This window comes from Rhizobium sp. TH2, from assembly GCF_024707525.1.
Lineage (GTDB): Bacteria > Pseudomonadota > Alphaproteobacteria > Rhizobiales > Rhizobiaceae > Rhizobium_E.
On the sequence record NZ_CP062231.1, the window covers coordinates 4,001,837 to 4,026,321 of the forward strand.

At 62.2% G+C, this 24,485-nt stretch carries 23 protein-coding genes; 6 read left to right on the forward strand and 17 right to left on the reverse strand.

Annotated features, from left to right (window positions below; translation table 11 throughout):
- Positions 1-14: 14 nt before the first annotated feature.
- Positions 15-752, forward strand: coding sequence for a 2OG-Fe(II) oxygenase (locus IHQ71_RS19845; protein WP_258158163.1), 738 nt, complete (start codon positions 15-17; stop codon positions 750-752).
- 8 nt (positions 753-760) lie between these two features.
- Here the strand turns inward: IHQ71_RS19845 and IHQ71_RS19850 are convergent, their stop codons facing one another.
- From IHQ71_RS19850 to IHQ71_RS19860, 3 genes are all read right to left on the reverse strand, one after another.
- Entirely contained in the window at positions 761-1,312 is a 552-nt protein-coding gene (locus tag IHQ71_RS19850; RefSeq protein WP_258158164.1) for a dihydrofolate reductase family protein, read from the reverse strand.
- A gap of 70 nt (positions 1,313-1,382) precedes the next feature.
- Entirely contained in the window at positions 1,383-2,387 is a 1,005-nt protein-coding gene (locus IHQ71_RS19855) for a GntR family transcriptional regulator (RefSeq protein WP_258158165.1), read from the reverse strand.
- Positions 2,387-3,355 (reverse strand): alpha/beta hydrolase, encoded by a 969-nt coding sequence (locus tag IHQ71_RS19860; protein ID WP_258158166.1) that lies wholly within the window; start codon positions 3,353-3,355, stop codon positions 2,387-2,389. Before IHQ71_RS19860 ends, IHQ71_RS19855 begins: the two co-directional genes overlap by 1 nt.
- A gap of 162 nt (positions 3,356-3,517) precedes the next feature.
- Between IHQ71_RS19860 and IHQ71_RS19865 the strand changes: the two genes are divergently transcribed.
- From IHQ71_RS19865 to IHQ71_RS19880, 4 genes are all read left to right on the forward strand, one after another.
- Entirely contained in the window at positions 3,518-4,552 is a 1,035-nt protein-coding gene (locus IHQ71_RS19865) for a sugar ABC transporter substrate-binding protein (protein ID WP_258158167.1), read from the forward strand.
- A gap of 149 nt (positions 4,553-4,701) precedes the next feature.
- Positions 4,702-5,673 carry an ABC transporter permease gene (locus IHQ71_RS19870; RefSeq protein WP_258158168.1) on the forward strand — a complete coding sequence of 324 codons (972 nt, stop codon included), beginning with the start codon at positions 4,702-4,704 and terminating at the stop codon, positions 5,671-5,673.
- A complete protein-coding gene (locus IHQ71_RS19875) occupies positions 5,670-6,626 on the forward strand; it encodes an ABC transporter permease (RefSeq protein WP_258158169.1) in 957 nt (318 codons plus the stop codon). Before IHQ71_RS19870 ends, IHQ71_RS19875 begins: the two co-directional genes overlap by 4 nt.
- The gene (locus tag IHQ71_RS19880) at positions 6,626-8,149 is read left to right on the forward strand and encodes a sugar ABC transporter ATP-binding protein (RefSeq protein WP_258158170.1); all 1,524 of its coding nucleotides are present in this window, start codon (positions 6,626-6,628) and stop codon (positions 8,147-8,149) included. Before IHQ71_RS19875 ends, IHQ71_RS19880 begins: the two co-directional genes overlap by 1 nt.
- Here IHQ71_RS19880 and IHQ71_RS19885 read toward each other — a convergent pair.
- The 10 genes from IHQ71_RS19885 to IHQ71_RS19930 all read right to left on the reverse strand — a co-directional run bounded on the left by IHQ71_RS19885 (position 8,143) and on the right by IHQ71_RS19930 (position 20,577).
- Positions 8,143-8,505 (reverse strand): response regulator, encoded by a 363-nt coding sequence (locus IHQ71_RS19885; protein WP_258158171.1) that lies wholly within the window; start codon positions 8,503-8,505, stop codon positions 8,143-8,145. The two genes, IHQ71_RS19880 and IHQ71_RS19885, sit on opposite strands and share 7 nt — an antisense overlap.
- Before the next feature lie 56 nt (positions 8,506-8,561).
- Positions 8,562-10,184, reverse strand: coding sequence for an FGGY-family carbohydrate kinase (locus IHQ71_RS19890; RefSeq protein WP_258158172.1), 1,623 nt, complete (start codon positions 10,182-10,184; stop codon positions 8,562-8,564).
- Between the two features lie 30 nt (positions 10,185-10,214).
- Positions 10,215-10,943: an SDR family oxidoreductase gene (locus tag IHQ71_RS19895; RefSeq protein WP_258158173.1), complete on the reverse strand. Its 729-nt coding sequence runs from the start codon at positions 10,941-10,943 to the stop codon at positions 10,215-10,217.
- Positions 10,944-10,968: 25 nt separating this feature from the next.
- Entirely contained in the window at positions 10,969-12,231 is a 1,263-nt protein-coding gene (locus IHQ71_RS19900; protein ID WP_258158174.1) for a sugar ABC transporter permease, read from the reverse strand.
- Positions 12,228-13,046, reverse strand: coding sequence for an ATP-binding cassette domain-containing protein (locus tag IHQ71_RS19905; protein ID WP_258158175.1), 819 nt, complete (start codon positions 13,044-13,046; stop codon positions 12,228-12,230). Before IHQ71_RS19905 ends, IHQ71_RS19900 begins: the two co-directional genes overlap by 4 nt.
- 80 nt (positions 13,047-13,126) lie before the next feature.
- Positions 13,127-14,200 carry a sugar ABC transporter substrate-binding protein gene (locus tag IHQ71_RS19910; RefSeq protein WP_258158176.1) on the reverse strand — a complete coding sequence of 358 codons (1,074 nt, stop codon included), beginning with the start codon at positions 14,198-14,200 and terminating at the stop codon, positions 13,127-13,129.
- Positions 14,201-14,405: 205 nt separating this feature from the next.
- Positions 14,406-15,290: an AraC family transcriptional regulator gene (locus tag IHQ71_RS19915; protein ID WP_258158177.1), complete on the reverse strand. Its 885-nt coding sequence runs from the start codon at positions 15,288-15,290 to the stop codon at positions 14,406-14,408.
- Positions 15,291-15,562: 272 nt separating this feature from the next.
- Entirely contained in the window at positions 15,563-18,712 is a 3,150-nt protein-coding gene (locus IHQ71_RS19920) for an efflux RND transporter permease subunit (RefSeq protein ID WP_258158178.1), read from the reverse strand.
- 115 nt (positions 18,713-18,827) lie between these two features.
- Positions 18,828-19,952, reverse strand: a complete 1,125-nt coding sequence (locus IHQ71_RS19925; RefSeq protein WP_258158179.1) for an efflux RND transporter periplasmic adaptor subunit — start codon at positions 19,950-19,952, stop codon at positions 18,828-18,830.
- A 13-nt stretch (positions 19,953-19,965) separates the two neighbouring features.
- Positions 19,966-20,577, reverse strand: a complete 612-nt coding sequence (locus IHQ71_RS19930) for a TetR family transcriptional regulator (RefSeq protein ID WP_258158180.1) — start codon at positions 20,575-20,577, stop codon at positions 19,966-19,968.
- 196 nt (positions 20,578-20,773) lie between these two features.
- On the opposite strand from IHQ71_RS19930, the gene IHQ71_RS19935 reads away from it, so the two are divergent.
- Positions 20,774-21,415, forward strand: coding sequence for a ThuA domain-containing protein (locus IHQ71_RS19935; protein WP_258158181.1), 642 nt, complete (start codon positions 20,774-20,776; stop codon positions 21,413-21,415).
- A 36-nt stretch (positions 21,416-21,451) separates the two neighbouring features.
- Here IHQ71_RS19935 and dhaL read toward each other — a convergent pair whose 3' ends face one another.
- From dhaL to IHQ71_RS19955, 4 genes are all read right to left on the reverse strand, one after another.
- Positions 21,452-22,087 carry a dihydroxyacetone kinase subunit DhaL gene (gene dhaL, locus IHQ71_RS19940; RefSeq protein WP_258158182.1) on the reverse strand — a complete coding sequence of 212 codons (636 nt, stop codon included), beginning with the start codon at positions 22,085-22,087 and terminating at the stop codon, positions 21,452-21,454.
- Positions 22,088-22,097: 10 nt separating this feature from the next.
- Positions 22,098-23,105 carry a dihydroxyacetone kinase subunit DhaK gene (locus tag IHQ71_RS19945; protein WP_258158183.1) on the reverse strand — a complete coding sequence of 336 codons (1,008 nt, stop codon included), beginning with the start codon at positions 23,103-23,105 and terminating at the stop codon, positions 22,098-22,100.
- A gap of 107 nt (positions 23,106-23,212) precedes the next feature.
- Positions 23,213-23,668 (reverse strand): RpiB/LacA/LacB family sugar-phosphate isomerase, encoded by a 456-nt coding sequence (locus IHQ71_RS19950; RefSeq protein WP_258158184.1) that lies wholly within the window; start codon positions 23,666-23,668, stop codon positions 23,213-23,215.
- A gap of 2 nt (positions 23,669-23,670) precedes the next feature.
- Positions 23,671-24,450 (reverse strand): triose-phosphate isomerase, encoded by a 780-nt coding sequence (locus IHQ71_RS19955; RefSeq protein WP_258158185.1) that lies wholly within the window; start codon positions 24,448-24,450, stop codon positions 23,671-23,673.
- Between the last annotated feature and the right edge of the window lie 35 nt (positions 24,451-24,485).

Below are 24,485 nucleotides of genomic sequence, written 5' to 3' on the forward strand. Positions count from 1 at the left end.
GGAAGGATCGACCGATGAACACGCATTTCCAAAACCCAACCAGCATCGATGCCGAAAGTCGTGTCGCCGCTTGTGACTGGCCGGCGCTCCATGCCGAGTTCGGTCTGCATGGCGCCGCCATCATCCCGAAACTGCTCACGCCTGAAGAGTGTGCTGGCATCGCAGCACTCTACCCCGACGAATCCCATTTCCGCAGCCATATCATCATGGCCCGCCACGGCTTCGGTCGCGGTGAATACCGTTACTTCCGCTATCCGCTGCCATCGCTGCTATCCGGCCTGCGCGCCGCGCTCTATGGCCAACTCGTTCCCACCGCCAACGCCTGGAACGAGCGGATGGGCGACGACACCCGATATCCCGCCGATCACGCCGATTACCTCGAACTCTGCCACAAAGCCGGACAGACGCGGCCGACGCCGCTGCTGCTGCAATATGTCGAAGGCGATTTCAACGCGCTGCACCAGGATCTCTATGGCGATCTCGCCTTCCCGCTGCAGGTGGCGATCCTGCTCTCCGAGCCCGGCCGCGATTTCACTGGCGGCGAATTCGTGCTGACCGAACAGCGGCCGCGCATGCAGAGTCGCGCCGAAGTCGTGCCGTTGAGGCAGGGTGATGCGGTGGCCTTTGCCGTGCATAACCGGCCGGTGCGCGGTTCGAAGGGATATTATCGCGTCAACCTGCGGCACGGCGTCAGCCGGCTGCGTTCAGGCAAGCGCCACACGCTCGGGCTCATTTTCCACGATGCAAAGTGAGGGCGAGGCTAGTTGAGCACGCGATAGCGCAGGAAATTCACGCCGTTGCTGAACGATCGTTCCTCGATACGTTCCAGCTTGAGCTTGTTTCGCACCTGGAACATCGGCGTGCCGCCGCTGACCACGACGGGGATGTAATAGATGCTGACCTCATCGACGAGGCCGGCATCGAGATAGCGCGCCGCAAGCGTCGGTCCCGAGATCGCGATGGCGCCATCCCGCTCGGCCTTCAGCCTGCGCATGCCGTCTATGCTGAGATCGGCGACGAGTGTGGTTCTCGCACTCGCTACGCTCTTTAGGCTCTTCGACACGATGAGCTTATCGACCGACTTCCAGGCATCGGCGAAATCGGCTTCGACCGGCACGCCGCCATCATAGGTCTCCCAGTAGACCATCATCTCGTACATGCGGCGGCCATAGATATCGAGGCTGATCTGTCGCTGCGCATCATTGGCGTGCTGGTGCACATCGTCATCGATCTGGCCCCAGTTGAAATCGCCGTTGACGTCGTTGATGTAATTGTCGAGCGACGTCATCATATTGAAAGTCAGCCTAGCCATCTCGGTCTCCATAACTGATTGCATATCGCAATCAGTTTACCAGCCTGAGATCGGATTGCAAGCGGTCGCTCTATTTGACCTGAACGAGATAGGGCAGCCTGAGCGCATCCGGCAGGACATCGAGCCGGCCGAGGATTTCAAGATTCGGGCCGAGCGAGCGCCGCAAATGCGCTTCGAGGATCGAGCAGGCGAGGCTTACGTCGCTCGCGAGCAAGGCCTTGTAGATCGACACATGCTCCGACGACATCAGCGTGATCTCGTCCGGGCTCTGGTAGCTGGCGAATGCCGAGTGGGTGGCAATCAGGATGCGCTGGCTGCGCTGCACGGCATGCAACAGCAGCGAGTTGGGACACGGCGCCAGCGTGCGGACGTGGAGATCGGCTTCCAACTGCTCGCGATCGAGCGGCTGGATCGTGTGCTTGCGTGCCGCCTCGATGCGGATGAGACGGTCGCGGATCTCGCCTTCCTTCAACAGCGGGTAGGCGTGTCGCAGCGCCTGGGGTTCGAGTATCCAGCGCATCTCGAAATGATGTTCGAGTTCGTCGCCCGAGAGCGGCCCCGCATACCAGCGATTGTTGCTGTCCTGCTCGATGATCCCCAGCCGCTCGAGTTGGGTCAGAACCTCATGCGCGATCGTGCGGCTGACATCGTAATGCTGGGCGAGCGCGGTCTCGTTGAGCATGAAGCGCCCATAGGCGAGGCAGGCCGCTACGGCGTGCTCGACCTCGGAATATATCTGGTCGCGCCGGCTGATACTCGAATTGACGATTTCCGGTGGCACCGAAAGCCCGGCATCGAGAAGCTCGGCCCGGAACGGTTTCGCGCCCGGCACGACAAAACCCCTGCCCTCGAACGTTTCGACCAACCCTTCATCCAGCAGGCGCGAGAGCGCGATGCCCGCCGGCACCCGGCTGACATTGAAGGCGCGCGCGACATTCGCCTGGCCGAGCACAAGGCCGGCCGGCAGCGCACCTTCGATGATGTGCGCGCGCAACACCGCCTGGATTGCCGCATAGATCGGCTCGTCGCGCAGCGTGGCGACATTCACTCCGGCGATGTCGTCGCTTTCCGCCATCAGCGCCGGCTCCAGAGTTCATTGCACCATCTGGCGATCACGCCGATCAATTGGCGCGCCGCCGGCGTGGTGCGGTCCATGATCATGAAGCCGTGCACCACGCCGCGCCATTCCTCATAGGTGACCTGATTTCCGGCTTTGATCAGTGCCGCTGCATAGGCGCGTCCTTCATCCCGCAGAGGATCGTGATCGGCGGTGATCAGCAATGTGGAAGGCAGACCGGCATGATCGGTTGCCAGCAGCGGCGAAACCTCGGGATGGTCGGCACTGACGCCAGCCGCCAGATACTGCGCGGCAAACCAGTCCAGGGTCGTTTTGTTCAGCGAGTAGCCGAGCGCAAACGCCGCGCGGCTTTCGGTCGGATTCACCAGATCGGTGGCGGGATAGACAAGCACCTGCCCGAAGAGCGGTGCGCCGGCGTCACGCGCCCGCATGGCAAGCGCCGACGCAATGCTGGCGCCCGCGCTATCACCGGCAGCGATCACACGTCCCGCGTCGAGGCTCCTCGCCTCGCCATTCTTCCGCAGCCATCGCAATGCCCGTTCCGCATCGTCGAGCCCAGCCGGGAACGGCGCCTCCGGTGCCTTGCGGTATTCGACCGAGAGAATGTTCGCCCGCGCGGCAAGCGCAAGTGCCCTCAGCGCACCGTCATGCGTCTCCAGGCTGCCGACAACCCAGCCGCCGCCGTGGAAATAGAGGATCGTGTTGCTGCTTTCGGGATTGAGATAAAGCCGGACTGGCAGGGCATAGCCTTCGCCAGCGATCGTGAACGTCTCGATCGCCTCGAACGCGTCTTTGACGCCCCAATGATTGCCGAGCCGGACTTCCGACGACGCCCGCGCCTCGACCGGCGTCTGCTCCTCCACCGGCTTAGCACCGAGGCGGTCGGCCTCCTCAAGCATGCGCCGGATTTCGGGACGCAGTCGGGATCGATCGACGACCGGTCGCCGGACACTATTCTGATCCACGTCGTCCTCCCGAGGCGGCATACCCGCCGAACCTCTTCAATAAAGCCCGATCGGCAAAAAAGTCAATAAACGAATATTGCATGCGATATTCGTTCATGTTACCGATAGCTCCAGAGGCACCCTGCGGGAGGAAATCCAGGCTGCACTCACAAGGAGGAAATCATGCGCACTCGTTTTTCCCGCGGCTTTGCTGCCGCGACACTTGCCTGCTCAGTCGCCCTTTTTCCGCTCGTCGCGTCCGCGTCCGATAACAAGATCGTTCTCGTGCCCGGCGGCCCGCATCCCTATTTCGCCCCCTGGGAACAGGCTGCCGCCGACGCCCAGAAGGATTTCTCGATCGCTTCGGTCGAATACAAGGTGCCTTCCGAATGGAAGCTCGAAATGCAGACCGAATTGCTCGAAAGCCTTGCGGCACAGGGCACCAATGCATTCGGCATTTTCCCGGGTGATGCCGTCGGCATCAACTCGACGATCGGCGAGTTCAAGGCCAACAACATCCCGGCCGTCGCGCTCGGCGGCTGCGCCCAGGACCCGACCGACATGAACTTCTGCATGGCGACCGACGTCTACCAGTCAGCCTATATCGGCACCAAGGCGCTGATCGAAGCCATGGGCGGCAAGGGTGCCGTCGTGCACATGGCCGGCCTGCTGATCGACCCGAACACCGTGCTCCGTGTCCAGGCCGTCGAGAAGGCCGTGGCGGAAACCAATGGCGCGGTCACGTTGCTGCAGACCATCGGCGACACCGACAGCCAGGAGGCGGGCGACCAAAAGGTCAACGCATTGCTGGCATCCTCGAAGGACAAAGTCGGCGGCATCATCGCAACCGGCTATGTCTCGTCCGTCGTTACCGCGACCGCGCTCAAGAATCTCGGCGACAAGCGCATCAAGATGATCGGCATCGACGACGACAAGATCGTGCTCGATGGCATCAAGGATGGCTTCGTCTCGGGCACCATGGCGCAGAACCCCTATGGCCAGGGCTATATCGGCGCCTATGCGCTCGACCTGATCGCCGGCGGTTGCACGCTGAAGGCCGATGCACCCTGGGTGAAGACCCCGCAAACGGCGCACTTCATCGATTCCGGCACCCTGCTGATCTCCTCGGCCAATGCCGAGACCTACAAGGACGACCTGAAGGCCCTGACCAAGAAGATCCAGGGCTCCTTCAAGGACACCTATCTGACCTGCAGCTAAGGTCCGCCCTCTCGCCTATTAGCAATGGGCGGAAACAAGGTTTCCGCCCATTGGTTTTTGCGGCAAACTGGATTTGCCGACCTCCGCAAACCGGATTTGCTTTCGCCATGACATCCACGGATCAAGTCAGTTCCCCCCGACGGCCCGGAATGGCCGCGGGTCTCCTCATGCGCGGCTCGACGCAGTTCGGGCTCTTCGTGATCCTCTTCATCATGTGGGTCGTGTTCTCCAGCCTGGCGCCCGGCTTTCTCTCGCGTTTCAATCTCAATTCGGTCGGTCGGTCGGTTGCCATTGATATCGTCGTCGGCTTTGCCCAGATGGTGGTGCTGGCAACTGGTGGCATGAACCTCTCGGTCGGCGCGATCGGCGTGTGCTCGGTCATGACGCTCGGTTATTTCCTGCAGATGTGGGGCCTGCCCATTCCCGTCGCGATCCTGCTGACGCTCGGCCTCGGCGGCGTGCTGGGATGGCTGAACGGCTTCGCGATCACCCGCACCGGCGTCAATTCCTTCGTCGTGACGCTTGCGACGGCGAGCCTGTTCACCGGCGCGATGCTGATCTTCTCCAAGGGCGTGCCATTGAATGGCCTGCCGCCCGAGCTCGGCGCATTCGCCAAATCCTCGGTGGGCCGCGTGCCGACGCTGGCGATCGTCGCAATCGGCATCGGCATCGCGCTCTATGTCCTGTTCAAGCATTCCGTCCTCGGCCGGCAGATTCTCGCCGCTGGCGCCAATCCGCGCGCGGCGGAGATGTCCGGCGTGCCAGTGGACCGCGTCATTGTCTTTGTCCACGTGCTCTCGGGTGTTCTCGCCGCCGCAGCCGCCATCATGCTCACCGCCAAGAACGGCGCGGCACTGCCCGGCGCTGCCGGCGATGACTGGCTGCTGCCCTCGTTCCTCGCCCCGGTCATCGGCGGCACATCGCTTGCCGGCGGATTGATCTCCGTGGTCGGCACGATTTTCGGCGCGCTGCTGGTTTCCACGATAAGAAGCGGGCTGCTGGTGCTGCAGATCGGCAATTTCTGGCTCCAGCTTTTCCTCGGCATCTTCCTGCTCGGCGCAATCCTGCTTGAACGTTACCGCTCCGCCTTGGCGGTCCGCGCACAGACGAGGGCCGCATGAACCGCATCCTTTCCTTCGCCATCCGCCAGCAATGGTCGGGCATCCTCGCGGGCGTCATCGTCGGCGGCATAGCGCTGTCTTTCGCCACGCCGCAATTCCTCAGCGAGTTCAACTGGTTCGTGATGCTGCGCAGCATCTGCGTGTCGCTGCTCGTGGCGTTCAGCCAAATGGTCATGCTCGGCGTCGGCCAGATGAATCTCTCGGTCGGTGCGCTCGGCGGCTTGGTCGCGATCATCGTCGGAGGGCTGATGGATGCCTGGGGCATGCCACCGCTGCCTGCCATCCTGATCGCCGTGGCCGCTGGCGGTGCGGCCGGCTTCATCAATGGCTGGCTGACGGTGCGTACCGGCATCAATGGCTTCATCGTGACGTTGGCGACGGCCTCCGCCTTCGCCGGCATCAATACCGGCCTCACCCGCGCCATCCCCTTCTACAATCTGCCGCCGGAATTCGTGGCATTCGGCAATGGCCGGCTCGGACCGTTTCCCTATCTGCTCATCGTTCCGCTGATCGTGACGGTCCTGCTCGCCGTGTTCTTCTCTCGCGTCAAAACCGGCCGCTACATGCTGGCGGTCGGCGGCAATGCGCATGCGGCGCAGCTCTCCGGCATTTCGGTGCCACGCGCGATCATCACGGCGCATGTTATTTCCGGGCTGACTGCGGCAGCCGCCGGCGTGCTCGCCGTCGCCCAGCTTGGCTCGGCCCAACCCAGCATCGGCGCGGAATGGCTGGTCATCTCGTTTGCCGCGCCAATCATCGGCGGCGCGAGCCTCGCGGGCGGATCGATCTCGATCCTTGGCACCGTCATTGCCGTGATGCTGATCGGCCTGATCCAGAACGCCATGGTTCTGCTCGCGGTCGATCCCTACTGGGTGACCTTCCTGCTCGGCGCGCTGATCCTTACCGCCGTCTGGATCAACCGCTACCGCGCCTACCGGATGGGAGAAGACTGATGGTCATGCTTCTCGACAAGATCACCAAGTCATTCCCCGGCGTCCGCGCGCTGAACAACGCCTCGATCAGCCTTGCGGCGGGCGAAATCCACGCCCTGATGGGCGAAAACGGCGCCGGCAAATCGACGCTGATCAAGATCATCACCGGCATCCACAAGCAGGATTCCGGCTCGATGACGCTCGATGGCCAGGAAATTTCGCTCGCGTCGCCCCGCGAGGCGATCCGGCTCGGCATCACCGCCGTCCACCAGGAGCGCAACCTCATCCCGCGCTTTTCGATCGCCGAGAACATCCTGCTCGAACAACTGCCGACCAGAAATGGCCTCGTCGATTTCGGCCGTGCCAATAGAGAGGCGCGCGAACATCTCGCCAAGATCGGCCTCGACGTCGATCCCGCCATCGAGGTCCGGCACCTCTCGGTGGCGCAGATGCAGATGGTCGAGATCGCCAAGGCGCTGAGCCACAAGGCCAAGGTGCTGCTGCTCGACGAGCCCACGGCATCGCTGACATCGGCGGAAACCGAGACCCTCTTCAAGCTCGTCCGGCAACTCAAGATGGAGGGGACGGCGATCGTCTTCGTCAGCCACAAGCTGGAGGAGGTTCTTTCACTCTGCGACCGGGTGACCGTGCTCCGCGACGGCGAGACGACGCTCGAAGGCGCCCCGATGGCCGGCATGACGCGCCAGACGCTGATCGAGGCGATGATCGGTCGCGCCGAGAGGATTGTCGCCCATCGCGATCCGCGGGTCAGCCACGGTGAGGCCAAGCTCGAGGTGCGTGGACTATCGACCGCCGCCGGTCACCGCGACATATCGTTCAGGCTCGGCCGGGGCGAGATCCTTGGCCTCTACGGCCTGGTCGGCGCCGGCCGTACCGAGCTAGCGCGCGCCTTGCTCGGCAAGGATAGGATCACCGGCGGCGAGGTCATCATCGATGGCAAGCCGGCCCGCATCCGGTCGGTCGAGGATGCCGTTAAGCGACACCGCATCGGTTATGTCAGCGAGGATCGCAAGCATGAAGGCGTGATCCTCGAACACCCGATCCGCTCCAATATCGCCATCACCGTCTGGAGCCGCATCGCTAAAGCGTTCGGCTTCCTCACCGCACGCGATGAGACTGCCACCGCAACGCCGCTATCGCAGCAACTCGAAATCCGCACGCCGAGCCTCGAGCAGCTTGTCGGCAATCTCTCGGGCGGCAACCAGCAGAAGGTCTCGCTCTCGAAATGGCTGGCGGCGAATGCCGATATCCTCATCATCGACGAGCCGACCGTCGGCATCGACATCAAGGCCAAGGCCTATTTCCATGAACTGATCAACGATCTCGCCGACAAGGGCATGTCGATCCTGCTGATCTCGAGCGACATGCCCGAGATGGTGACGCTGGCCGACCGCATCCTCGTGATGCATGAATTCGCGATCGTCTCGGAATATCAAAACGACCGGCGTTACGAGAATGCCAGCCGCGCCATCATGTCGGCGATCCATGCCGGACGCGAACATTCACAAGCGGCGGCTCACTGAGCCTTTTCAGCGAGCCTGGCTTGCAGCCGGCCGGTCAGATGATCGAGCGAAAACGGCTTCTGGAAAAATTCGGCGCCCGGCGGAAGCTCGCCCATCTCCGTTTCGCTGCGGCCCGAAATCAGGAAGATGATGACGTCCGGCCAACGCGACGAGACGATATGGGACAGGTCGATCCCCGACAACGTTCCGGGCATCCTGATATCCGCCAGCAGCACGTCGATCGGGAAATAGGCTAGATGCTGCATCGCCTGGCTGGCATCTTCGACGGCGATGACTTCATACGACGCGTCTTCCAACGCATCGGTCATCGTCGCCCGGACGAGCGGGTCGTCTTCCACCAGGAGAACTTTAGACATGATAGCCCCTTCTGGGGCGCAATAAAGCAAAACCGCGCCGCCGGCGCCATCACAATTTATTGGGATTGACTGCCGGTTTCCCGGATGGCCCTGCCGGCGCTCTGAAGCAGTTCGAAGGCCCTGAAACGCCTCTCATGCCAATCGGCAAGCGCCGCCTGCGGTCGGTAGATTTCACCGAGTTCGGACATTGAGGACATGGCTTCAGCCGTATCCTTACAGCGCCCGGCGGCAACGGCACCGAGGATGGCGGAACCCAGCAGCACCGGTTCCGGCGAGGTCGAGGCGGCGACCGTCAAGCCTGTCGTATCGGCCAGCAGCTGGCGGACAAGCGGGCTCTGCCCTGCCCCGCCGCTGACGACGATCGTGTCGGTCGGAATGCCCTTGCTTTGTTGCGCACGAACGATCTGCTTCGCACCGTAGCCGAGGCCGCAAACACCTGCCACATAAAGCCCGATCAGGTTCTCGATCCCGGTTTCCATGCCGATGCCGGCGACGAGCGCGCGTGCGTCCGGATCGGCGAAAGGCGCGCGATTGCCGAGAAATTCCGGCACAACGTGCAACTCGCCCACAAGCTTCGGCGCGGACGCGGCGCCGCCGCGCTTCTCGGCTTCCTGCGAAAGCCATGCGCTGAGACTGAGATTGTCCTGATCCGCGATCGTGCTGGCGCCTGCGGCCGCTGGATGCATACGCACCAGATAGTCGATTGCAGCACCAGCCGCCGATTGTCCACCTTCATTGAGCCAGAGCCCCGGCACCATCGCCTGATAATACGGCCCCCATACACCGGGCACAAAAGCCGGTTCCGATGTCGTCGACATGGTGCAAGCCGATGTGCCGAACACATAGGCCATGCGGGTCAGCACGTTGCCGACATCGCCGCGCGCGCCGACCGTGCCTATGCCGCCCGCATGGGCGTCGATCAGGCCGGCTGCGACTGCTGTTCCGGGCACGAGCCCGAGGTCGGCAGCGGCCTGTTCGCTGAGACCGGATGCCAGAGCCGTACCGCCCGGCACGATTTCCGTGCCGATGCGCTCGAACTTTTCGTCGGCCAGCGCGCCAAGGCCAACCTTCCGGAAATAGCCTTCGTCCCACCGCGCTTCATGAGCGAGATAGGTCCATTTGCAGGTGACGGTACAGACCGAACGCGCAAGGCTGCCCGTGCAGCGCCAAGTCAAGTAATCAGTCAGGTCGAGAAACTGCCAGGCCTTGCCGAACGTCTCGGGCATGTTCTCCGCCAACCAGAGCAGCTTCGGCGTTTCCATCTCTGGTGAGATCGTGCCGCCGACGTAATCCAGCACCTTTTCGCCGGATTGATTGATCCGGCGGGTCTGGTCCATCGCGCGATGGTCCATCCAGACGATGATGTTGCGATCCGCGTCGCCCGAAGGCGAAACTGAAAGCGGCTTGCCTCCCTCGCCCAGCACGACGAGCGAGCATGTGGCATCGAAGCCGATCCCGCCGATTGAAGCGGGTTCCACGCCAGCTTCCGCAACGGCGCGTTTCACGCAATCGCAGACCGCCCGCCAGATATCCTCGCTCGACTGCTCGACCACATCGCCCGCTTCGCGCCAGACGGCAATGTCGTGCTTGGCCGACGCAAGCATCCGGCCGGTCGCGTCGAAGACCCCCGCACGCGCGCTGCCGGTGCCGACATCGATACCGAGGAAATGCTCACTCATGATCCGTTCCGTATTCCTAGAGATCGTTGCCTAGAGATCGTTACTTTGGGGCAGGATGACGATATCGCGGATCGTCACATTCCTCGGACGCGTTAGCATGAAGAGCACGGCATCCGCCACTTCCTTGGGCTCCATGAGGCCACCCGCCGCCAGTTCCTGTTCGAGCTTGTCCTTCGGCCAATCGCTGATCAGCGCTGTCACCACCGGCCCCGGCGCCACCGCGCCGACGCGGATGCCGTGCTTGGCAACCTGCCGCCGCACCGTATGCGTAAATGCCTGCACCGCAAACTTGGAAGCCGTGTAGATCGGCTCCCAGACAACAGGCACCAGACCGGCGATCGAACTGGTGAGAATGATATCGCCCGTCTTGCGCGCCACCATATGCGGCAGCACGGCATGCACCGAACGGAAGACCGCATTGATATTGAGGTTGAGCATGCGATCCCAGATATCGGGGTCACCATCGACGATCTCGCCGCCGACATAGGTGCCGGCGTTGGCGTGGAAGATATCGAGATGCCCGGCCTTTTCCAGGATCTGGGGCATCATGTTGGCCACGCTCTGCGGATCCGTCAGGTTGACGACGACGGGGATGGCCTTCGGCCCGAGCTCGGCGCAAAGCGTCTTCAAGGTCTCTTCCGCCCGGTCCACGAGCGCCACCGTAGCGCCCTCCGCCAGAAGACTTCTTGCGCATTCGAGGCCGATGCCGGAGGCGGCTCCGGTAATCGCCGCGACTTTTCCCTGGAATTGCTGGCTCATCTCTTGTCTCTGCTTCTCTATGGTTTCAGGCGCGGCCATGCGACATGCGCGAGCGGCGGGCCAGCGAGTCGACGATGACGGCAATTGCGAGCACGGCGCCGGTGATCATGTACCGGAGCGACGATGACAGATCGAGCAACGTGAGACCGCTGGCGATCGACTGGATGACGATGATGCCGAGCAGCGCGGAATAGGCGCTGCCACGACCACCGAACAGGCTGGTGCCGCCGATCACGGCTGCTGCGATGGCGTTGAGGTTGACGTCGCCGGTGCCGGCTTGCTGGCTGGCCGATGCGAGCCGCGATGCGGCCAGCACGCCGCCGGTCGCCGCAAAGACCGAACACAGCACAAAGGCCGAGGTATAGATGAAACGGACATTGATGCCGGCGCGGCGAGCAGCCTCGCGATTGCCGCCGACAGCGTGCATCATGCGGCCCCATTGGGTGCGGGTCAGCGCATAGTTCATCGCCATCGCCAGGCCGACGAACAGGCCGAACATCCACGGAATGCCCCGGTCACCGCGATTGATGTAAAAGACAATGGCCTCCAGCACCACGGTGATTGCTATCGCCTTGAAGGCGAGCCCGCCGAGCGATGGCGAGGATAGCCCCGCCTCCCTCCGGCGCGCAGCGGTGCGGTAACCCGTGACGAAGATCGACAGGCCGGCAATGGCGGCGAGCGCATAGGCGACGATGTCCGGCATGACCATGGTCTGGCCGAAATCGACCAGCATCGAGCCATAGGGAAGGTTGATCGAGCCGGTCGAGCCTAGCAGGTAGAGTTGCAACCCGAGAACCGCGAGCAGGCCGGCCAGTGTCGAGACGAAGCTCGGCATGCCGAACTTGTTGAACAGAGTGGCATAGAGCATGCCGATGACCGCACCGAAGAACATGGCCGTGATGATCGCAAAGCCGACCGGCCAGCCCTGGTTGACCCAAAGCACACCGACGATCGCCGAGGCAAAGCCACTGACCGAGCCGACCGAAAGATCGATCTCGCCGACCATCAGGATGCAGACGATGCCGAGCGAGATGATGCCGACGGTCGAACAATCGAAGAGCAGGTTGACGAGATTGTTGGGCGCGAGAAACACCGGATTGAGCGTCTGGAACACCGTCCAGATGATCACAAGCCCGACGATAACAGGCAGCGAGCCGAGATCGCCTGACCGCACGCGGTCCCAGAAAGCCTCGATCGATCCACTGATGCCCTGCCGATGCTTCACGCGCTCGTCACTGCGATCGAGCAGCGGCGCGGGTGCAGCGCCATTGTCCGTGGCGTTGGTCATATCAGTGTCTCCTGGGATTGTTCGCGGGCGCCGCGCCGGCTGGCACGCCGGGAAACGGAATTGTTGTCGGCGCCGGTGATCGCGCTGACCAGTTCCTGGTTCGATGCATCGGGATCGAAGATGCCGTTGTTCTTGCCGAGCCTGAGCACCACGATGCGATCGGCGACGGCGCGGACGTCTTCCATATTGTGGCTGATCATGATCACGCCGAGCCCGCGGTCGCGGACGCGCTCGATCAGGTCGAGCACTTCGGCCGTCTGTGCGACACCGAGTGCGGCCGTCGGTTCGTCGAGCATGATGAGCTTGGGATCGAGCAGCAGGGAGCGCGCGATAGCGACCGTCTGGCGCTGGCCGCCGGAGAGCGACGCGATCGGTTCGCGGACGCTGGGGATGCGCGCGGAGAGCTCATTGAGCAGCTTCCAGGCCTTGATCTCCATCGAGACCTCATCGAGCCGCCATGGGTTCATCTCCTTGCCGAGAAAAATATTGGCGACGACATCGAGGTTTTCGCATAGCGCCAGATCCTGGAACACGGTGGCGATGCCGAGGCCGAGTGCGGCGCTGGGATCGGCGAGCGTGACCGTGTCGCCACGGAATTTGATCGTCCCCGACGAGGGCTGATGCACGCCGGCGAGGATCTTGACCAGCGTCGATTTGCCGGCGCCATTGTCGCCGACAAGTGCCACGACCTCACCCGCATGGACGTCGAGGTCGATATTGGTCAATGCCGACACGGCGCCGAAATTCTTCGAAACACCGCGCAGGCTGAGCACGACATCACGCGACGAGGACCGTCCTTGTTGTATGTCCGTCATGAGGCTGGCCCTTCTCGTGGCAGGAGTTACGGGCTGCCCGGCCGCATTGAGATAGCGGCCGGACAGCATTCCTGGGGGGATTACTGGATAATGCCGAGCTTCTTGCAACCCTCGACATAACGATCGACGCAAAGCTGTTCGGCCGTGTTGATCTTCTTGTCGATGATTTCGGCCTTCAGATTCTCAGCGGTGACGACGGCCGGCACGAAGAGTTCCGACGGCGTGTTGTAGAGCGTCGTCTTGGCTTCAGGTGTCTCGCCCGACAGGAACTTGATGGCGACGTTGGCGGCGGCGGCCGCGACGATCTCGGATGGCTTGGAGATCGTGTTGTACTGGTCGCCAGAGATGATCAGCTGGAGTGCCGCGATCGTCGCATCGTTGCCGGTGACCGGCGGAACCGGGTCGAGGCCGGCTGCCTTGAAGGCGGCAATCGCACCGCCGCCGGTGCCGTCATTGGCGGCCACGACGCCGAGGATATTCTTGCCGAAACGGGTAACCTGGCCGCTCGCCCACTGCTGAGCCTTCGGCGGCGCCCAATCCGGCGTGTCGAATTCGGCGAGCAACGGATAGCCCGAGTTATCGACGCCTTCATGAATGCCCTTCTTGATCAGGCCGGCGGCAGCATCGGTCGGCGAACCGTTGATCTGCAGGATGCCCTGACCTTCGCCAGCGGTGACGCCCGAGGCCTTGAGATGCGCCACGAGCGAATCGGCGATCGCCTTGCCGATGCCCTGGTTGTCGAAGGACACGTAGTAATCGGCGACCGCATCGGGGATCGGCCGGTCATAGGCGATGACCTTGATGCCCTGTGCCTGAGCCTGCTTGACGAGCGAGGCGGCAGCGGTGGAATCGACCGGGTCGAGCACGATCACCTTGGCGCCCTGCGAGATCACCGAGTTGAACTGCTGTTGCTGGCGCGACATGTCGGCGTCGGCGTTCTGATAGAGCACGGTGCAGGTCGGGCAAAGCTTGGCCATCTCGGCCTTGAAGCCTGGATAGTCATGTTCTTCGTAGCGGGTCGAGCCCTGGTCGGGCATCAGGAATGCCACGGTGGCGTTCTCGACATTGGCGGCCTGCGCCAGTGTCGACGCGCTTCCAAGTAAGGTCAGAGCCAGCGTTGCGATACCGGCGGTTTTGATCAGAAAATTCGTCATTTCGTCTTCTCCCTTTGACAATGCGATTGTCAGTCAGTGGTTGCGTTGCTAAGAAGCGCCGAGGCCCCGCCGTCATGGCCCACAGCTCCTCCGCTGCATCGGCCCTTTCCGGAATTCAGGACAAGCGCTTCCCGTCACAGGCCGCCTGTCGCGCGCCCGCGTTCGTGAATTTCATCGATTTGGTTTCCTCCCGGTCTCCTCTCGTCTATGCGGCTTTCGCCGCGCTGATATTCTCGACCAGCAGCCTGCGGAACTGCGAAGGCGGCATGCCCTTCTCAGCCAAGAACTGCCTGTTGAAATTCGAAAGATTGTTGAACCCGACCTCGAAGCAGATCTCGGTGATCGCCGCCTGCTCGTCGCTCATCAGGATCTGGCAGGCGAGGTTGATCCGCAGCCGCTTCACATACTGCACCAGCGACATGCCGGTATGGCGGCGGAAGGCGCGCGAAAATGCACTTGTAGACTGTCCTGCGATCTCGGCGAGATCGGCCTCGCTGAATGGTGTCGTCAGGTGTTCGCGGATATAGGCGAGCGCCTTGTTCATGCCGGCCGACATGTAGCCCGACGGGTCAGGCAAGTAATTGGCGCTGGCCAGCATCTCCGCGCCCTGCGCCCGGCTGAGCATGCCTGCGATGATCATGAAAAGCTCGATACGACGCACACCCTGCGCGGTCATCATCTCTTCCATCACGGGCGCCACGAGCCGGCTCGTCTCTTCCGTGAAGCGCAGACCACGGCGCGAGGATTCGAGCAGCGGCCCGAGTGCGGCGAGTTCCGGGAAGACGCCCATGACGCCGCCGATGAATTCCTCGCTGAACTGGATGATGCGGCAGCGGAGCGGAACACTGGTATCCTTGGGAATGTCACTCACCCAGTTATGCGGCAGGTTCGGGCCGGTGAGGATCAGATTGCCCGGCTCGAACTCGCCGATGAAATCGCCGACGAAGTATCGGCCATTGGTGGCCACGATGATGTGAAGCTCATATTCGGGGTGAAAGTGCCAGCGGACCGTATGGAACGGATAGCCATGCGACCAGGCCTTGAAGGATTCGCCTTCGCGTATCTGTACGACTTCCAGATCCGGCTTCATGTCTATTCCTCCCAGGCGCATGGCGATTGCGCGCCATCTGCCGTCTTCCTCTCCCGACCGGCCGGTTATCCGGCTCTGACCTTGATCCAAAGGTACGCCTCGCGGGAAAGCCACGCCACCACGATTCATGCCTGTTGATGGTATTTTTTTGACATTTCGACGAGGAATATTAGCGAAATTCGAGCCGTGGCCGCCTACGCAGCTAAGCGCAAACGTACAAACGCCGACCGGCGCAGGCCCGGTCGGCGTTCTCCAGCGCGCTACCGCCTACCCTACTCGGCGGCCTGCGGCAGATGCCTGACATTATCGGGCATTTCGATCATCGGCTCATCCGCTGGTTCGGGCTGCTCACTCTTCCGCTTCGGTTCGCGACCAAAGAACAGTGCATAGCCGGCCGGCAGGACGAGGATGGTCAGCACCGTGGCAACCAGGATGCCGCCCATCATGGAATAGGCAAGCGGACCCCAGAACACGCCGCGCGAGATCGGGATAAGAGCTAGTACCGCGGTCATCGCTGTCAGCATGATAGGCCGGAAACGACGGACCGCGGCACCGATAATCGCCTCGGATCTCTCCATACCCGCGGCGATATCCTGATCGATCTGGTCAACGAGGATGATGGAATTGCGCATGATGATGCCGAGCAGCGCGATGACGCCGAGGATGGCGACGAAGCCGAACGGCGCGCCCGATATCAGCAGCGCTGCGGCTGCACCGATGATGCCGAGCGGACCGGTGGCAAGCACCAGCATCGCCTTGCCGAAATGCTGCAGCTGGATCATCAGCAGCACGACGATGACGGCCAGCATGACAGGCGCCTTGGCGGCGATCGACATCTGGCTTTCAGCCGCATCTTCCGCGCCGCCCTGGATCTCGACCTTGTAACCGGCCGCCAGTACCGCGCGCAGACCCGCCATGTCGCCATACATCTTCATCGCGACGTCGTTCGGCTGCACACCATCCGGCAGCGTTGCCCGGACGGTGATCGTCGGCAGGCGGTCACGGCGCCATTCGATGCCCTGTTCCAGCACCGGAACGACCTTGGCGACTTGCGAGAGCGGAACGAAGCCGCCGAGATCGGTCGGGATATAGACCGAGTCCACCGCCGACAACAGCTTGCGGCTCTCTTCCGGTTCCCGGGCGACGATGGAGACCGTCTCCTCGCCATCACGGAAGTCATCGAGCGGCGCACCGGACATCGTTGCCTGCAGCATCTGGCGGATGCGCTGCGAGGTGACGCCAAGCGCGCGGGCACGATCCTGATCGACGACCAGCTTCATCGACGTCACCGGCTCCAGCCAGTCGTCATGAATCGCGCCGAGCTGCGGATTGGCCTGGAACTTTGCCTTCACCTCATCGGCAATCCGGCGAACTTCTGTCCGATCGGGACCCATGACACGCATCTGCACCGGCCAGCCCGTGGGCGGGCCGAGGAACAGGCGATCGACCTTGCCGCGCACGTCGGGGAAATCCTGGGCGAGAATGGTCCGTAGCTTGGTAATCAGCCGCTCGCGCGCTGGCTCGTCATTCGCCATGATCAGGAGCTGGGCGTAATTGGGATTGCGAAGCTGCTGGTCTAGCGGCAGGAAGAAGCGCGGGGCGCCCTCGCCGATATAGGTGGCGATGAACTTCTTGTCCTTGTCGTCCATCATCTTGGCTTCCAGCGCCTTGGCCTGCGTCTCGACTTCCTTGATGCTGGTGCCCTCAGGCAGCCATAGATCGACGAGGATTTCAGGACGCGACGATTGCGGGAAGAAATTCTGCGGAATGAACTGGAAGGCCCACAGGCTGGTGACAAAGGTCATCAGCGTCAGGGCAAGCACGATGATGCGATGACGCACCGCCCAGCCGACCGTGCCGCGCAGGCTGCGGTAAAAGCGGGTGTCGAACGCATCGTGATGATCGCCGGCATGCGCCCGCTGCTTGAGGATCATATTGCCGAGCCAGGGCGTGAAATAAACCGCCACGAACCACGAGACGACCAGTGCGATGCCGACGACATAGAACAGCGAGCGGACATATTCGCCCGCCGTCGAGGCTGCGAAGCCGACGGGAATGAAGCCGGCCGTGGTGATCAGCGTACCGGTCAGCATCGGGAAGGCAGTCGAGGAATAGGCGAAGCTCGCCGCATCCACCTTGTGCAGGCCCTCCTCGAGCTTGCGCTCCATCATTTCGACGACGATCATGGCGTCATCGACGAGCAGGCCGAGCGCGATGATCAGGGCGCCGAGCGAGATGCGCTGCAGGTCGATGCCAAGATAATACATGATGGCGAATGTGGCGGCGAGCACCAGCGGAATGGTGATGGCAATAACGAGGCCGGAGCGCCAGCCGATCGACAGGAAAGAGACGACCAGCACGATGATCAGGGCTTCGCCCAGCGCCGTCATGAATTCACCGACGGCGTCGGTCACGACCTCGGGTTGGTTCGCGATCTGGCTGACCTCCATGCCATAGGGCAGTGCCGTCTCGAACCGCTTGTAGGTGTCTTCCACCGACTTGCCGACATCGATGACGTTGAAGCCCTTGGCCATGACGACACCGATCTGGACGCTGTCGGCGCCATTGAAACGGAACTTGCGCTGGTAGGGGTCTTCAAGGCCGGTGCTGACATGGGCGATATCGCCGAGCCTTGTCACCTGGCCGCCTGCGGTGAGGCGGAGGTTGCGGATATCCTCGACCCGATCGACGGCACCCTCGACGGAGATGCGCACCGAACGTGTGCCGGTATCGACCGTGCCGGCCGGATCGACATTGTTCTGGCCGCGAATTGCGTTCTGCAGATCGGTGAGCGTCAACCCGCGTTCGGCAAGCGCCTTGGAGGATACGTCGATATAGATCTTCTCCGGCTGGTCGCCGAGGATGACGGCCTTCTCGACACCCGGGGTCGTCAGCAGCATGTCGCGGGCCCGGATCGCGTATTTCTTCAATTCCGGATAGGAATAGCCCTCACCCGACAGCGAGTTCAGGGTGATATAGGTGTCGCCGAACTCGTCATTGAAATAGGGGCCCAGCAAGCCTGATGGCAGGTCGCCGGAGATGTCGCCGACCTTCTTGCGCGCCTGGTAGAAGGCATCGGCGACGTCCCGACCATCGGTATCGCCCTTGACCTGCAGCGTGATAATGGCGCTGCCGGCGCGCGTATAGGAGCGCACGAAATCGAGATGCGGCACTTCCTGCAGCTTGCGCTCGATCTTGTTGACGACCTGGTCTTCCATTTCCTGGATCGAGGCGCCGGGCCAGACGGCCTGCACGACCATGACGCGGAAGGTGAAATCCGGGTCTTCCTTCTGGCCCATATTCATCAGGCCGAACACGCCGGTCAGGATGATCAGGCCGAAGAGGAAGCGCGCGATGGAGGGATGCCCGATCGCCCAGCGCGACAGGTTGAAGGATTGCTTGCCTGTGTTCGATGTAGACATCGGCTTCTTCCACTTTTGGAATTTGGAAATGCGTTACCGACGCGTTGAAGCCCGCTCCAACGCTCTCGATCTGCTGTCATGCACTGTGGAGCGCGCCGCTCGGGGGCGGCGACGCCTACTTCAAGAGGTCGGCTGTCACTTGCCCGATGATGTCAGGCAGCTTGACCTTGAGGTTTTCGGTCATGAACTGCGTGCCGGCCGAGACGACGAGGTCGCCGGGCTTGAGGCCTTGGGTCACATCAACCCCCTCGCCTGTGAAATCGGACACTTGGACCGCTCGAGAATGGACAGTCGCTTCCTTGCGATCGACGGTCCAGACGATCTTGCTGCCGTCCCTTTCCGCCAGCGCGCTGAGCGGCACGGTGATATCGCCGCCATCCCGGGCCGCATCAGCCTCGACGGTTGCCGTCATGCCCAGAAGGACACGAGGATCATCAGGCAGGCTGACGCGGACCGAGAAGGTGCGCGACTGCGGATCGGCGCTGCCGGAGACTTCACGGACCTTGCCTGACAGCACCAGCTTGTCGTCGGACCAGAAGCGCGCCTTGACCGCCTTGCCCGGCTTGAACTCGGAAATATCGTTCTCCGGAACGGCGATTTGCACTTCCTTCTCGTCATCGGCGACGACGGTGAGAACCGGCGTTCCGGGGCTGACCACCTGGCCGCGATCGGCGGCGATAGCGGTGACGATGCCGTTGCGGTCGGATTTCAGCTCCGCATAGCTCAACTGGTTCTTCTCCTGGTCGAGCGATGAGGCAACGGCGATGCGTGTCGAAACCGCCTGGTCATAGGAAAGCTGTGCCTGCTCGACCTGCGCTTTCGGCATGGCATTCTTCTTGTAGAGGATCTTGGCGCGGTCGTTGACCAGCTTGGCCGTCTCGACCGCCTTGTCGGCGGCCGCGAGATTGGCCTCGGCGGAGGCCACCGCGAGCCTGTAGTCGGTCGGGTCGATGCGGGAGAGCACATCGCCCGGCTTCACCCGGTCGCCGATATCGACGAGCCGCTCCGTCACCTTGCCGGCGACGCGGAAGCCGAGGTTCATCTCGGTGCGCGACTTGACCGAGCCGGAGAATTCCAGCGTGCGCGTCTTGGCGGCCTTGGCGATCTCCACCACCTTCACCGGCCGGATGACCGGCGCGGTCTCGGCCTTCTCCTCGTTGCAGGAAGAGAGGGCGAGCGCTGCCGCGAGGATCACCCCGCCGACCGATAGATTTCTGACTGTGCGATTGAGCGAGAGCATGTCTGTCTCCGGTCTAGTTCTTGAGGGCGCGGATCGCGAATTCGACCAGCTCCCCGGGTGTTGCGCGATTGGGCTTGGCAAGGCATTGCGCCACCATCTGCGGATGGCACAGAAGCGCGGTCGCTGCGCCGAAGCAGCGCGCCGCCGAATCCGGGTCCTGCTTCGGGAACTCGCCAAGGGCGATACCCTCGCGGATCACGTCGGCGACGATGATATTGAGGCGATCGATATGGGCATCGACGACATGCCAGTCGCGCTCCATGGCGACGATCACCATTTCATGGACTCTCTCCTGGTCCATCATCGTCTCGACGGTGATCTTGTGCAGGGCATGGACCCACTGCCGCAGGCGATCTTCGGCGCTCACGTCGTCCTGGCTGAGGATCAGCTCCGCGAGCTGCCTCACGGTCGATAGCAGGCGCGCGCAGATCGCCTGATGGATTTCCACTTTCGATGCGAAGAAACGGTAGATATTCGCCGGCGACATGCCGAGATCCTTGGCGATGTCGGCGACATTCGTCTTGGCATAGCCGTAGTGCCGAAACAGGCGCTCGGCGCTATCAAGGATGCGCGTAACGCTTTCCTGGCGCTGCGTTTCCGCTGGTGTTTCGAGGACTTCGATCATCGATTAGTGCTTTCGATTTACGACTGACGAATTTTGAATTTCGTCAGTCGTAAATCGAAAGCATCTTTTTGTCAAGTTCCGCAGCGCACAAAATTACATGCATCGGCGTAGCCATAATCACGAATTGCATGGTAACGGTCGGGATGGAGATGTCCGCGCCACGACGCTGGCAGGTGGAATCGCAGGAGGAATGCATATGCGTGAAGCACTGATCGTCTGGGGTGGCTGGAGTGGCCATGAGCCGGAACAATGCGCGGCCGTCATCAAGGACATACTCGAGGAAGACGGCTTCACGGTCCGCGTCGAGAACTCGACCGAAGCCTTTGCTGATCCCTCGATCCACGATCTTTCGCTGGTCGTGCCGATCGTGACGATGTCAAAGATCGAGAAGGAAGAGGCCAAGAACCTGGCGTCGGCGATCGAAGGCGGCGTCGGCTTAGCCGGCTATCACGGCGGCGCGGGCGACAGTTTCCGCGACTGCGTCGAATACCAGTTCATCATCGGCGGCCAGTGGGTCGCCCATCCCGGCAATATCATCGATTACCGCGTCAACATCACCAAGCCGGATGATCCCATCATGCAGGGGATAAAGGATTTCCCCTACACGTCGGAGCAGTATTACATGCATGTCGATCCCTCGAACGAGGTGCTGGCGACCACGACATTTACCGGCGACCACGCCTACTGGATCGACGGCGTCGTCATGCCTGTTGTGTGGAAGCGCAAATACGGCAAGGGCCGCGTCTTCTATTCCTCGCTCGGCCATCAGGCCAAGGAATTCGACAATCCCGAGATGCGGACCATCTTCCGTCGTGGTGCGAATTGGGCAGCGCGCTGATCGCTGAAGTCGCCGTTCGATACGCGAGGCGTGGAATTAGGCCAGCGCCTCTCGCATCGCCGCAATCACGACGACTGCCGAGGCAGCGCCCGGATCCATGTGACCCAGTACGCGGTCACCGAGGCGCGACGCCCGGCCCTTCGACGCCAGCATGGCTTTGGTCGCCTCTGCCCCAAGCTCGGCGGCAGTGTAAGCGGCGCTGAGGCACTCAGACAGGGTCCGGCCGGTCGAGAGCGCTGCTTCGCAGGCATCCGCCGCGGGCAGCCAGGCGTCGATCATCGTCTTCTCGCCGATCTCGGCCTTGCCGCGTTCCTGGATTCCCCGCGCCATGGCAATGAACGCCTGCGCGAAATCGCCCTCATCAAGCACCGGTTTGCCCTTGACGGTTGCCCCGGCGCGCATGAAGGCGGTGGCATAGAGCGGCCCGGATGAGGCACCAACGGCGTTGAGGAACGATTTCGCCGCCGTGTTGAACACCAGCGTCGGCTCGGCGCTGGCAAGATCGAGCGCCTGCACCGCCTTTGCGGCCGCGCTGAAACCCAGCTCCATCGCTATCCCATGATCGGCATCCCCGATCACACCATCAAGCTCGCAGAGCCGGTCGTTCTCGCGGGCCATCGCATCGGCGATCTGCGCGAACATGTTCGAAAGTGTCGTCGAGGTGATTTCCATTCTCGCTGCCTCAGCCGGACCGGAACATGGCACAGTCGCAGGGATGATCGATCAGCGACTGGAGTTCATCGTCGAGATGCATCAGCGTCACCGACGCACCCGCCATTTCGAGCGACGTGCAATAATTGCCGACGAGCGAGGTGTGGATGACCAGCCCCGTTTGATCCAGCCGCTTCTTGACCTGCCGCATCATGATGTAGAGCTCCATCAAGGGCGTCGACCCCAGCCCGTTGACCAGCACCGCCACACGGTCGCCGGCCTTGCCCTGCATCTCTTCCAGAATACGACCCATCAATTGGTCGGTGATCGCATCGGCCGTCTGCAATTCCCCACGCGCGACGCCCGGCTCGCCATGGATGCCCATGCCGATCTCCATCTCGTTCTCACCAATGTCGAAATTCGGCTTGCGGGTCTGCGGCAGCGAACAGGGCGAAAGTGCCACCCCCATCGTATAGGTGCGATCATTGGCGTGCCGCGCGACGCGCACGCAGTCATCGAGGCTCATCATGCGGTCGCAGGCCGCACCCGCCGCTTTGAAGATGAAGACATTGCCAGCGACACCCCGGCGTTTCTCCCGCTGATCGCGCGGTGCCGATGCCACATCATCAGTCGTCAGCACTGTGCGGGCTTCGATGTCATCCGTGGCAAGCGACTCGACCGCCATGTCGAAATTCATCGCGTCGCCGGCATAGTTGCCATACATGAACAGCACGCCGGAACCGCCACTGGCGGCCTTGGCGCATTCCACGATCGGGTCGGGCGGCGGCGAGGCAAAGACATTGCCGACGGCTGCCGCATCCGCGAGCCCCTTGCCGACATAACCGAGAAACGTCGGCTCATGGCCGGACCCGCCGCCGATCACCAGTCCGACTTTTCCCGGTCGCGGACCATTCAACGCGACGATGGAACGGGGCGAACCATCGACGGCCCTGAGATGTCCGGGATGTGCAGCGAGAATACCCTCCAGCATCTCATCGACGGCATTGGCTCCGTCATTGATGATCTTCTTGGTCGTCACGAACGCCCTCCCACGACATATCGATTTGGCCGGGAAACTAGCAATAATTCCCTCGGCATGTCACCTGAATTGCGGACATTCCAAGGGAACGGACTCTAGTCATCCCATCAGCGCGCGTTGTACTTCGCGTCGACGTCGTTGATCGCGTTGACATTGCCGGCCGAGCGGCCGTTCTCGTCGAAGGTCTGCGCAAGGAAGGCATCGGCCACGGCCTTTGCCAGTTCCGGGCCGATCACCCGCGAACCCATGGTGATGATCTGGGCGTTGTTCGAGAGCGCCGCGCGCTCCGCCGAATAGGTGTCGTGGGTCAGCGCGGCGCGGATGCCGGGCACCTTATTGGCGGCGATCGAGACGCCGATGCCGGTGCCGCAGACAAGGATCGCCTTGTCATAGGTGCCATCGAGCACACCCGAGGCGACGCGGTCGGAGAGATTGGCGTAGAAGGCATCGGGACCGGCATCGGTGCGCGAGACTTCGGACACTTCGAAGCGATCCTTCAGATGGTCGGCGAGGATCTTGGCGAGGCCTTCGCCCGCGCTGTCTCCGGCGATAGCAAGTTTCATGATCATTCTCCTTGGATTTTCGCCGCGCATTTTGCCAGGATGTCGAGATAACCCTCGACATTCCAGGCCGAGCGGCCGATGAACAGCCCGTCGACATGCGGGCAGGATATCAATTCTTCGCAATTGCCGGGATTGACCGAGCCGCCATAGAGGCAGGGAACCCGGCGGCCGAGCACATCTTCAGCAACCGCGATGATTTCGGCCTGACGTGCATCGGCATAGTCCGACGTTGCGGGAATGCCGTTCACGCCGATCGCCCAGACCGGCTCATAAGCAAGAAGGATTTCCGCCGATTTCTGTGCGCCCGACAGCTTGCCCAACGCCCCGCGCACCTGACGCTCCAACACCTCCTGCGCACGGCCACCTTCGCGCTCCGCCAACGTCTCGCCGATGCAGATCAACGGGATCAGGCCATGGCGCACCGCAGCTTCGGTCTTCAATCCAACGGTCTCATCGGTCTCGCCGAAATGCTCGCGGCGCTCGGAATGGCCGAGTTCGACGATATCGAGATTGCAGTCCTTCAGCATGACGGGTGAGATTTCCCCCGTCCAGGCGCCGTCATCGGCCCAATGCATGTTCTGCGCACCGACCTTCACCGAAGTATCGGCCAGCATCGCCTTGACCTCGCGTACCGCCGTGAAAGACGGAATGACGAAACGCTGGGTGCGCGGATCACGCACCTTGTCGGCCGCGACCAGACCCTCGGCGAAAATCCTCGCCTCGGCGAGCGTCTTGTTCATCTTCCAGCTGGTTCCAATCCAGAACCCGGGTACCTCTGTCATCTCGTCTCCAAACCATTCATATCTGCTATTCGCAT